An 11078-nucleotide genomic window follows, 5' to 3' on the forward strand; every position below is an offset into this window, starting at 1 on the left:
CACTTCGCTGATTAAGAGTTTCTTCCGCATGTCAGATACAAAGTATATTTTGGCAAGTTCAAAAATAGACTGCCAATACTTTCGGAACGATTAATACGTGCGATCAGCGCCTTAGAGCGACGAATTCTGAATCCCAATCTGCTTTGTCCAGATTCATTCAGAGGCTCCTGAGAAACCGCCTTCAAGGAGCCTCCATGACCGCTCAGGTCGAAGATCCCGTTACCGCACAACAAAAACGCAATGAGACGCTTGCCAGATTGCTGGCCGCCACCTCGCTGAAAGATCGGCGCGCCTTCGCCGAACTCTACCAGCTGAGTTCGGCGAAACTGTATGGGGTGGTGCTGCGTATATTAGTAAGGGACGAATGGGCAGAGGACTGTCTTCACGAGGCCTACATGAAGATCTGGAATGCTGCCGGCACTTATCGTCCCGATCGAGCGGCACCGATGACCTGGATGTCGACCATTGTACGCAATCAGGCACTGGATCTGTTGCGTCGCCGTCGCCGCGAGGTGAGGCGCGCCGAGCCGGAGAACCGGAATGAAGAGGTGGATCCCGGCTTGCTGCCACAGGAACGGTTGCAGCAGAGTGAGGAGGGTCGGAGGCTGAACGACTGTCTGGAACAGTTGAAAGCGAATCAGCGACAGGTGATTGTGCTGGCCTACTTCAAGGGACTGACCCATGAGGAGCTTTCGCAGCAGACAGGAACGCCGTTGGGCACGGTAAAGACCTGGATTCGCCGCGGGCTGGATCAGCTGAAGAGGTGTCTTGAATCATGATAGTACAGGAGAACAAATCGGAATTGCTGGCATTCGCCGGTGAGTATGTGCTCGGCACCCTGCAGGGTGAGGCGCGTGATATGTTCGAACGGCAACTGGCCACGGATTTTGATCTGCAGTCGGAGGTGGCAGACTGGGAACAGCGCCTCTCGCCTTTGGCAGCATCGATTGAGCCGGTCGTACCGCCAGACAGCATCTGGCGTCGGATCGAGACGGATATCTCGCCGCATGAGTCACAGTCGCCCGGCTGGTGGGAGAGTCTGAACTTCTGGCGTAATCTGGGCATGGTCGCCTCGGGAGTCGTGTTGGGACTTACCCTGAGTCTGTTTGGCCTGCAGCAGGATGAAGGTGAACTGCAGCGGGTGATGGTGGTGCTGAATGACCAGGCACAGACCGGCTGGCTAGTCGGTGCTGGTGAGACAGGCAAGATGCTGCGGGTGAGTGCAGTCGAACCGACCCGTCTGCAACCGGGCAGGGTTTGTCAGCTCTGGATGGAGACAGAAGATGGTCGCATGCTGTCGGTAGGCGTGTTACCGCACTCGGGGCGTCAGCAGATGAAGGTGCCCACGTTACTGCGGGCCAACAGCCGTTTCAAGGTGAGTATCGAGGCGGCATCCGAGGCACCGGTGGCCAAACCCAGTGGCGAGTTCGTCTTCGAAGGCGGCTTGACCCAGATCTGAACGGTATCGCTGGATCTTTCACTACCTTTATTGACGATATGGCCCTATTGAATCAGGGCCTTTTGCCTGATGCACTACTGGTCGATCCTAGGCTTCATCCGGGTTTACAACCAGATAGATTAATCTATATTTTGGGGCACATGGCTCTGCCACCGATGATCAGCCCCCCTCCACAATGATAAAACCGATCAGAGGAGACGTTGCTGAGTGGTTTAGAGTGTCTATTCAGATCCCACGGGATGCTTAAAGGGTGTTGAGACTGCTTTTGATAGCAGAGGCAGGCATATGAGCGGAGCCATAGCGATGGCGGTGTGTGGTAGAACGGTGCATCCTGGATGAGTACGAAGATCAGCGGCAGGCAGAGAGTGTGAGAATTCATCTACCAGGGATAGGTTCCTATCGGGGACGCTACGCCTATGCGGCGGTGATAGCCTCTGTGATTCTGTTGTTGGCCGCGTTGCTGGCACTGTATGACGTCGAGCAGGGCAGCCAGACCTACATCAGAAATATCACCCAGCGCAACTCGACGGCCGAATTGTTGCGCGATGTACGCTCCCATCTCGATCTGGTTGAGAATCGCCTGCAGCGTATCGTTATCGAACCGGTTCAAAAGGATGTGCAGAAGCTGGAGCAGGCGCTCACACAGCTGAGTCTGCTGCTCAACCATCTGAAGCAGCTGCTGGCGCAGGATGACAGTCGCGAGAGCCAGGCCATCGCCAATCAGCTGCAGGCGGATCTCGATCGTTTGCACCGCTCTGGGATGGAGCTGGTCGGGCTCCGCACTGAGGTGGAACGCTGGTTTCCGGCAATACGCCAGATGCGGGAAGTGACCTATCCGCACAGCCAGGCGGCGCTAAACCAGCTGGACATCCTGTTGGCCGAGGTTGATGAGGAGCTGTCTGCGGAGCAGCGCCTACGAGTGGTGATGAGCGTGAGCACACTACGCCACTTCTGGTCTGCGATGGCTTCCGAGTTGCGTCTGTTTGTGTCGAACCGATTTGGCGTCTTTGCCAGTGATGCCTCGGTTGGTATGCGCTCCCGGTTCACCAATGTTATCTACTATGCCGAAGAGGTGAAGGCGCAGATCAATACCCTGAAGGCGCTGCATGAAGAGGGACTGTTGGGATTTCTCGGAGCAGAATCGATCGACGAGGTGGAGTCTCGCTTTACAGGCTGGATGCGCGGCGCCTATCAGATCTCAGTGATGCTGGAGGGTTCGGGGTGGCGGCGTGATGTGGTGATGCTACAGCAGACAATTGATCCGTTGCTGGAACAGATGCGGCAGCGCCTGCGGGTGATCAACTCCGATAGTGAAAACCAGTCAGCTGCCGACATTACCCGTCTCACCAACATGGCGCGGCAGCTCACCCTGACGATGGGGGCGATGGCGCTGTTCACCATCATTCTGGTTCTGCTCGCCTATATCTTTCTCAACCGAACACTGCTGAAACAGATCGCACGCACCGCGCTGGCGCTCAAGCAGGAGGCCCAGGGCAATCTGCGGATCGTCCCGCCACCGGCGAAACTGTCGGAAATGCGGGACCTGGTGGAGGCATTCAATGAGATGCGGCGCCAGGTCCACATGCGGCAGAAGCATCTCGACCACATGGCCTACCATGATGCCTTGACCCGTCTGCCTAACCGGGTGCTGTTCCGCGATCGCCTGGAGCACGCGCTGCAGATCGCAGTACGGGATGGCCGGCGCATCGGTCTGATGTTCATGGATCTGGATCGCTTCAAGCAGGTCAACGACAGCCTGGGGCATCTGGTGGGCGATGAGTTGCTGAAGGTGGTGGCAGAACGGCTGCAGCGGGTGATCCGGGGCTCGGATACTGCGGCACGGCTCAGTGGCGATGAGTTTGCAGTGCTGGCAGAGGGGATCAACGACAGAGCGGATATGATCCCGCTGGCAGACAAGGTGGTGCAGGCGTTGGAGCAGCCGGTCTGCATCGATGAGCATGAACTGCGGATCTCGGTCTCGATCGGCATCGCTATCGCTCCCGAGGATGATCACCTGGCAGATGACCTGATCCGCGACGCCGATACGGCGATGTATGCAGCGAAGAAGCAGCGCGGCTCGGCCTATCGCTATTTCGCTCAGGAGATGATCAGCGAAGCAGCAGAGAGCTTGCAGCTGGAGAACGAACTGCGGCAGGCGGTAGAGGCCGGCCAGTTTCTGTTCCACTATCAGCCGGTGGTAAGCCTCTGGTCGGGCGAACTCTACTGCTGCGAGGCGCTGTTGCGCTGGCGGCATCCGACAAAGGGTCTGCTGTCACCCGCGGTGTTCCTCGATACTTTGGATGACACTGGTCTGATTGTCCGGGTGATCGACTCTTTGCTCGATTCGCTGGTAGATCAGCAGAAGTTTCTAAGCCGTCTGGTGGGGCGGCCGGTTGCGCTGGCTCTTAATCTTTCGCCCCGGCTGCTGAACGACCCTCCCTTCTGCCGCGGCCTGCTGAAACGGCTGCTTGAAGGGCAATTCCAGACCGGCTCGCTGATACTGGAGCTCACCGAAGACACCCTCACCCATGAACTTGCAGAAGCCAATGAACTATTGCAGCAGTTGAAGAACCTAGGGGCTCGGGTCGCGTTGGATGACTTCGGTGTTGGCCAGGCCTCGCTCAATCACCTGCGGCAGTTTCCCTTCGATTTGGTGAAGATCGACCGGGATTTTATTCGCAATGTCATCAGCGACTCCAACGATGCCAGCCTGGTTCAGGCGATCATTCATCTGGCTCACGCGTTTGACATGAAGGTAGTGGCAGAAGGTGTGGAGACCAAGGGGCAGCTCGCGTTTGTGCAAAACCTGGGGTGTGATTTTATCCAGGGCTATCTGATCGGTATGCCGCTTTCTGCAGAGCAGGCGCAGGAGTGCGCTGCTGTCGATCAGGCGAGCGGTGGCCTGTTCGAGCCCACGGAGTTTCTTGTCGACTAAGCTGGGTTTGGGGGCCTGTGTGTTGCGGATTCTGCCGCTGCATGATGCTGGTTGACAGTACTGTAAATCTAAAGTAGATTACGCGCTCTTTCGCGGCAGTGGCCCAGTACAGTGGGTTGCGGAACGCGGAATGTCCCCATCGTCTAGAGGCCTAGGACACCAGCCTTTCACGCTGGGTACAGGGGTTCGACTCCCCTTGGGGACGCCATTTAAGACCAATTCAGAAGGGCTCTCATATCTATGGAGCCCTTTTTTTATGCCTGGAAAAAATAGGTCATCTATGCGATGGGTCTGAGTTTGTCGTCCGTTATTAACCCGGCAATTGAACATGACACAGGTATAGGCCGGGCCTTGCCCGACATCATCCATAATTTCAATGGGTTGCAAGTGGCGGCCCATGGCCGCCCTATCTTTATTTAATTGCCGGATTTATATCTTGTGCTTATGGGCATGGGGAGATCTGCATTTGTGGTAGGTTGGCGCTGCTAGAAACAGTGTGGGAGCGTTGATTTGTCCCTGATTATTCTGGGCGTAACCTGGATAACTCCTGTAATGGTGGAGATCGTAAACCACCATTACAGGAGTAGCTTGGGTATAAGTCGGACTGCTAGAGTTTAACTACAGATTTTTGTTGTTGCCCTGCTAGTGTAGGCTTGCTTCGCAACTTCGCGACACCTTATTGCTAAAGCACCTCGTTAAGATAGATGGCAATGGCCTGAGCATCACTCTTATCGACAAAGCTGTGTTTGCGGGTGGTTACAGAAGCAGAGGTGCCGCGAGAGATTTTGCGACGTCCATTGGCCGGGTCACTGCCATGGCAGGAGGCACACTGCTCGGCATAAAGTGCTTCACCCTGCGCTGAACTGTTGCCACTTGAGCCACCGCTGGAGGTTGTTGCCGTGGTTTCGCTACTACCAGAGGAGCTGTTGTTGGCTTCAAGCACTGTGCTGATGTAGGTCGCGATAGCCTGAGCATCAATCTCATCGACAAAGCTGTGTTCACGGGTGGTCGCAGAGGCGGAGGTGCCGCGAGAGATGTTGCGACGTCCATTGGCTGGGTCGCTGCCATGGCAGGAGGCACACTGCTGGGCGTAGAGATCTGAACCGTCGCTTGAACTGCTGTTCGTGGTGGTTGCAGAATTACTGCTACTGCTACTGCTACTGCTACTGCTACTGCTACTGCTACTGCTACTGCTACTGCTACTGCTACTGCTACTGCTACTGCTACTGCTACTGCTGCCAGAAGAACTGCTTACTGCCGAGGAGCTGTTGCTCCCTTCAAGCACTGCACTGATATAGTCTGCGATGATCAGGGCATCGCTCGTCGCTACATAGCTGTGAGCACGGGTGATTCTGGACCCTGTGGTTCCCAAGGCGATGTTGTTGCGACCATTTGCCGGGTCACTGCCATGGCAAGCGGCGCACTGCTGAGCATAACGATCTACACCTTGTACTGAAGTGGTGGGGGTTGGGGTGCTACCTGATGAGCTGCCGGAGCTGCCGCCTGCGTCGGCAGTGGTACTGCTGGTGTTGTTGCCCGCTTTGGTTGCATTGCTGATGTAGGCAGCAATGGCCTGTGCATCGCCGTTATCGACATAGTTGTGTATGCCGGTAATGCTGTCTGCAGAGGTACCGCGAGCGATGTTGCGGCTGCCATTGGCTGGATCACTGCCATGGCAAGCGGCACACTGTTGTGCATAGAGCTCTGAACCCCGTGCCACGCTGCTTTCATGTGGGCCGTTACCAGAGTTGCTGGCGTTGTTTGTCCCACTGGCCACTTGGTTAACATGAGAGACACTGCTGGAGGAGGCATTCGACACAATGGAGATGGTCTGTCCCAGGCCGTTGCTGAGTGATGAGTTTCCGCCAGCGTTTGAGATGGTCTCGGATAGATTACTGGTATTGGCCGCGTTTTGAAGCTCTGCCAGTACCGTCAGCAGGTCTCCCAATGGAATGCTGGGGTCGATCGCTTGGGCTGCGGCCAGTGCGGCCCGTGCCTGAGCAAGCATCAGCCGGTTGGCTCTGATTTCTCTGACTGAGCGATGCAGTGAGCGATCTGCGGTGCCAAGTACCTGTGCAATGGCGTCGTCCAGCGCGTTAGTTGCTGGTTGGTTGTGGACTTGTAGCCCATCGACCATCGCCTCGATCAAAACCTGCGCGCTGACGATATGCGCAATGGCGGTGTAACGCGGTACAGTACCGGGTGCACCTTTGCCATCCAGCGTCGAGTCGCTCAGGTCGGCAGCCAAGGCTGCAAAAATATCGTCTTCAGTAACATCGCCACCGATCCAGTAGGCGCTCCTGCGCGCCATCTCACCAAAGACCTCACTCGACAGCACCACCTCGGTGATATTGTCGTTGGTCACTGCTGACGTCATCGGGTCGGCAACAGTGCTGGTGTCGAGACCAAAGTTGAGCTTGCTCGTGACGGCTTCTGTGGCGATCGCCAGATTCTCTGCTGTGAGTCCTCCCTCCATCGCCATCGCACTTTTAACAATCATGGTGGTGTGGGGGGTGAGATTGACCCGAGTTGCTGTTGCATCCATCAGTACGCCACTCAGGATGAAATCAGGCTCTGCATTGGTGACTAGGTCGATGCCATAAGTGGCTTCGACAATCAGAGGAAAGGCACTGTCAGCGATCTCGCCCGTGAAATTGAAACTTGCCTGCTGATCACTGGTGGTGGTTGCGATAACCTCCAGATTGCGATCACGAATGGTGACGGTAGCGCCGACCACTGGGCCGTCACCGACACTGCCGTCAAATGTGACAGGACTTGAAGTGGTCGCTTGTGATGCCGTACCCAGGCTGCCCTCATCGCATGCGGTGAGCAGCATGGCCCCAAGGTGATGGCACAGATGTTGTATAGCAGTTTCATGTTTTCCATCCAATTATTGGTTCTGGTTTGTGAGGGCGAAGTATCGATGGGTGGTGGCCGATCATCTTTCGATAGAGTCACACTTCCCTGGTGGGATTGGTTGCGATCATGCGCATTTGGAAGGGGTTTCACCCCGCATCAGTGAACCAGGTGGGATTTTTTTTCGGCGTGTGATCTCTGTCATCAGCTGTTGAGCAGAGAATCGAGAGGTATATCGCCGGTTCTGTCCTTGGCGCCTAAAATTGAACTCAAGAACTCTTCAGGAGGGGGCTGGCGTTGATGATGACATCGAAGTCTACGTGTGCGGCACTGCGGGGAGCTGTGCTCAGCTTCAGCGGTGATCCATTCCAGTCTGATCTGGATACGGTGATGCACTATGAGTCGGATGGCCTGGTCTGGCTTGAGGATGGACGGATCAAGCAGGTCGGTCCGGCGGCTCAGCTCCTCGGCCAGCTACCCGCCGGTATGGAGCCTGTCGACTACCGAGGTTGCCTGATCCTGCCCGGCTTTATCGACTGCCACACCCACTATCCTCAGTTGCAGGTGATCGGCGCCTTCGGCGAACAGCTAATCGATTGGCTGAATCGATATGCCTATGTCACTGAGCAGGCGTTTGGTGACCCTGAGTGTGCGTATGAAGCGGCCCGCATCTTTCTGCGTGAGACGCTGCGTGCAGGCACCACCACCGCGGCGGTCTACTGTACGGTACACTCGGCATCGGTCGACAGCTTCTTCGAAGAGTCAGAGCGCCTGAACATGCGCAATATCGCGGGCAAGCTGCTGATGGACCGCAACGCCCCAGAGCCCCTGCTGGATAGCCCGCAGCGGGGTTATGACGAATCCAAAGCGTTGATCAACAAGTGGCACGGCCGTGGCCGGCAACTCTATGCCATTACCCCCCGGTTTGCTGCAACCAGTTCAGCAGAGCAGATGGAGATGGCCGGTGCGCTGTGGTCTGAGCACCCCGGCACCTATTTGCAATCCCACATTGCTGAAAATAGGGATGAGATGACATGGGTAAAGCGGCTCTATCCAGAGCGTGCTGACTACCTTGATGTCTATGGGCACTATGGGTTACTTGGGCCGCGAGCGATCTATGGCCACGGCATCCACCTCACCGAGTCGGAGCTGCAACGCTGCCATGAGACGGGTACGGGGATTGCCCACTGTCCGACCTCGAACTTTTTTCTCGGCAGCGGCTGCTTCGATCTTGGCAATGCAAAGCGTTCGTCACGGCCGGTGCGGGTCGGTCTTGCTAGTGATGTGGGGGCGGGAACCAGCCTCTCGATGCTGCAGACCTTGAACGAGGCCTACAAGGCGGCACAGCTTAACGGCTTCCCGCTCAATCCGGCGCAGGCCTTCTATCTGGCCACGCGGGGCAGCGCTGAGGCGCTCTATCTGGAGGAGCGGATCGGCAGCATTGCCCCCGGCATGGAGGCCGATCTGCTGGTGCTCGATCTCCACTCGACGCCGTTGATCGAATACCGGATGCGCCATGCCGGCGATCTGATGGAGGCCCTGTTTATCCAGATAACCCTGGCCGATGAACGGGCAACCCGGGCCACCTACCTGGCCGGATCGCTTGTTTATGAGCGTGGTTGAAGCCGAAAGGGCGACTCGGCTGGCATTGGGTTTTTGGCTGTCCAACAGCCGTGATCATTTCAGATCAGTTCAAAAACATACTCGAAGGCAAATAGCACCAGAATGGCGTAGGCGACCGCACCACCCAGAAACGCCAGCATCTGGATCTGGGTTTCCTGGGGGATCTCCTCGCGCATCACGTTGATGATGATGGCGCCGGCGAGAAAGGAGAAGAGAAGAATTTCCGTGCTCACCGGAACCACGGTCAACTCTCCGACTAGCCACCCAACGTAGAGGCTGGCAACCAATAACCATCGCACCCTATCGGCATAAAATGCCTGGTACTTGTGCTTCAGTTCAAGATCGGTGCCAATAAAATGGAGAGCGAAAGTCACCGACGCCAAAGCCAGCGGCATATAGGTCTTTTGGAGAAAGTTGGCGAACAGATGCCCGATGATAAACCCGTAGAGCAGAAAGCTCCCGATGTGCAGGATGGCGGCCAGGTTGGCGTGACCTGTCTTGTTGCCGGTGCGTTGCACCGTGGCAAACTCCGCGATGCGGTGGATGCTGTGGTAGAAGATCAGGCCGATCATCGCCACCAGGTAGACATGGTGTTCCAGATAGCTGAGCACTCCGAAGCCGATGTGCTCGTCCACCAGCTCCTGTTTTCTGGCCAACTTGGGTAGTACATAGATAAAGACATAGGCTACCGAAGCGCCACCGGCGGCGGAGAGCCAGGCGCTCCCTTCACGGGGCTTGAAGGCCCTGTGACCTACCAGGATATGGATCAGGGCGATCAGTGAGGTAGCGGCAAAAGAGGCGACTATCTCCACGACTATTAACCCTCTGCTGAGACTTCCTGCTGAACGCTAACGGACGAGGCGCCGCTGAGCAACAGGTAGAGGCAGGGGATGATGAACAGTGCAATCATCGTCGCCACCAGCAGCCCGGCGATGATTGCCAGGCAGAGTGGCATCCAGAAGGGGTTGCTGAGCGCCAGTGGGGTTAGGTCGATCACGGTGGTGATGGTGGTGGCGAGAATCGAGTCGGACTAGTCTGAGGTGATGGTGTATTCGACCCCGTGGGGCCAGGTGGGGTGGCTGCGCTGCTCGGCCATCACCTGCTTCAGCTGCTCGATCAGCTTGAGGCTGTCGAAGCCCGGCAGCTTCTTTACCGAGATGTCGATGGTCGGTTGGTAGTCGCTACCCTGCCAGCTCAGAGCGGCGCGGTCGGTCTCCGCTTTGGGCATGGAGATGCTCAGTTTTCTCTATGTCTTATCCGGCTGGATTGCCCAGTTCCACTGGGCTTATGATGCAATTTTACCTTGCCTGGAAATTGTGGTGGCTCTGGTTTGAGGTGGATTTCCTCTCCAGCTGATGGGATCTATCTCAGCTCTGCCGGGATTGGTGGATAGCCCAGGTATGCTTAGAATTAATCTTGCCCAGCTCACATGGTGTGTCAAAGACGTCACACTTCAATCATGCATTTATTTTATATGCCAACTTTAAGGCTTTGTTTTTCTATATAAAGTTGAGTCAACTGGGTTATCAAAAGCCCGCAATGGCTGACCTGGAAAAAAATGTGAATCGACTCACGCTCCTTTTAATTCCCGTTTTTTTTCGTTGACCCAAAATTTTTGGTCTGTTGAAAATAGACCTTAATCTTATCCGGTTATACAGGGGAAGGTGTCAGTGAAACAGCATAGCGAAAAGATAACGATGGATCTTGGTGGCTCAGCGACTCTCGGAAAAACACCCTGGAATGACAGTACCGAAAAGGTGCTTGGGAAGGCGACGGATAAACTGAGGAAAGAGCGAGTCGATCTGTTTGTCAAAACCCTTGGGCTTGGACCAGACGATATCGTTCTCGATCTCGGCAGTGAAGATGGTTCTTACCTTGGGCAATACTACCCTTATCCAGAAAACATTGTGTTGGCAGATATCTTCGAGGAGCCGATGAAGAGAGGGGTGCTGAAGTATGGTCTGAAGGGTTATCAATTAATCCCTATTGATGGACCGCCCCCCTTTGAAGATCAATCTTTCGATGCGGTCTGGTGCAATTCCGCAATCGAACATGTCACTGTGCCGAGGAGTGAGCTGCGTTCCATATCAAGTGCAGAGTTCAAACGTATTAATCGTTCCGAAAGTATTGGCAGTGTATACTGCTTTCCATGGCTACGATAAAAGAACAGCGTGATCAGAAAAGGAAAGATGTAGTGGAGGCGAT

Annotated in this window: 9 protein-coding genes and 1 tRNA gene; 7 read left to right on the forward strand and 3 right to left on the reverse strand. The window is 55.6% G+C overall.

Annotated features, from left to right (window positions below; genetic code table 11):
- The first annotated feature begins 194 nt into the window (after positions 1 to 194).
- From Ga0074115_RS14935 to Ga0074115_RS14950, 4 genes are all read left to right on the forward strand, one after another.
- A complete protein-coding gene (locus Ga0074115_RS14935; protein ID WP_057957358.1) occupies positions 195 to 779 on the forward strand; it encodes a sigma-70 family RNA polymerase sigma factor in 585 nt (194 codons plus the stop codon).
- Positions 776 to 1459 (forward strand): anti-sigma factor, encoded by a 684-nt coding sequence (locus tag Ga0074115_RS14940; protein WP_057957357.1) that lies wholly within the window; start codon positions 776 to 778, stop codon positions 1457 to 1459. The genes Ga0074115_RS14935 and Ga0074115_RS14940 overlap by 4 nt, the downstream gene beginning before the upstream one ends.
- A gap of 313 nt (positions 1460 to 1772) precedes the next feature.
- The gene (locus tag Ga0074115_RS14945; protein WP_232433143.1) at positions 1773 to 4394 is read left to right on the forward strand and encodes a putative bifunctional diguanylate cyclase/phosphodiesterase; all 2622 of its coding nucleotides are present in this window, start codon (positions 1773 to 1775) and stop codon (positions 4392 to 4394) included.
- Positions 4395 to 4526: 132 nt separating this feature from the next.
- A tRNA-Glu gene (locus Ga0074115_RS14950) sits at positions 4527 to 4602 on the forward strand.
- 474 nt (positions 4603 to 5076) lie between these two features.
- Here the strand turns inward: Ga0074115_RS14950 and Ga0074115_RS14955 are convergent.
- Positions 5077 to 7230 (reverse strand): c-type cytochrome, encoded by a 2154-nt coding sequence (locus tag Ga0074115_RS14955; RefSeq protein WP_060528678.1) that lies wholly within the window; start codon positions 7228 to 7230, stop codon positions 5077 to 5079.
- 320 nt (positions 7231 to 7550) lie between these two features.
- Here Ga0074115_RS14955 and guaD point away from each other — a divergent pair, with 320 nt between their 5' ends.
- Positions 7551 to 8873 carry a guanine deaminase gene (gene guaD, locus Ga0074115_RS14960; protein ID WP_087959797.1) on the forward strand — a complete coding sequence of 441 codons (1323 nt, stop codon included), beginning with the start codon at positions 7551 to 7553 and terminating at the stop codon, positions 8871 to 8873.
- A gap of 59 nt (positions 8874 to 8932) precedes the next feature.
- Here guaD and Ga0074115_RS14965 read toward each other — a convergent pair whose 3' ends face one another.
- Positions 8933 to 9685, reverse strand: a complete 753-nt coding sequence (locus Ga0074115_RS14965) for a hypothetical protein (protein ID WP_057957298.1) — start codon at positions 9683 to 9685, stop codon at positions 8933 to 8935.
- Positions 9686 to 9763: 78 nt separating this feature from the next.
- On the opposite strand from Ga0074115_RS14965, the gene Ga0074115_RS16970 reads away from it, so the two are divergent.
- Positions 9764 to 9907 carry a hypothetical protein gene (locus tag Ga0074115_RS16970; protein WP_232433144.1) on the forward strand — a complete coding sequence of 48 codons (144 nt, stop codon included), beginning with the start codon at positions 9764 to 9766 and terminating at the stop codon, positions 9905 to 9907.
- Here Ga0074115_RS16970 and Ga0074115_RS16975 read toward each other — a convergent pair.
- On the reverse strand, positions 9904 to 10101 hold the full coding sequence (locus Ga0074115_RS16975) for an efflux RND transporter permease subunit (RefSeq protein WP_232433145.1): 198 nt from the start codon (positions 10099 to 10101) through the stop codon (positions 9904 to 9906). The genes Ga0074115_RS16970 and Ga0074115_RS16975 overlap by 4 nt on opposite strands.
- A gap of 442 nt (positions 10102 to 10543) precedes the next feature.
- Here Ga0074115_RS16975 and Ga0074115_RS14975 point away from each other — a divergent pair, with 442 nt between their 5' ends.
- Positions 10544 to 11035: a class I SAM-dependent methyltransferase gene (locus Ga0074115_RS14975; protein ID WP_057957299.1), complete on the forward strand. Its 492-nt coding sequence runs from the start codon at positions 10544 to 10546 to the stop codon at positions 11033 to 11035.
- The last annotated feature ends 43 nt before the right edge of the window (positions 11036 to 11078 follow it).

Origin of the sequence: endosymbiont of Ridgeia piscesae, from assembly GCF_001443665.1 — a bacterium.
Lineage (GTDB): Bacteria > Pseudomonadota > Gammaproteobacteria > Chromatiales > Chromatiaceae > Endoriftia > Endoriftia persephonae.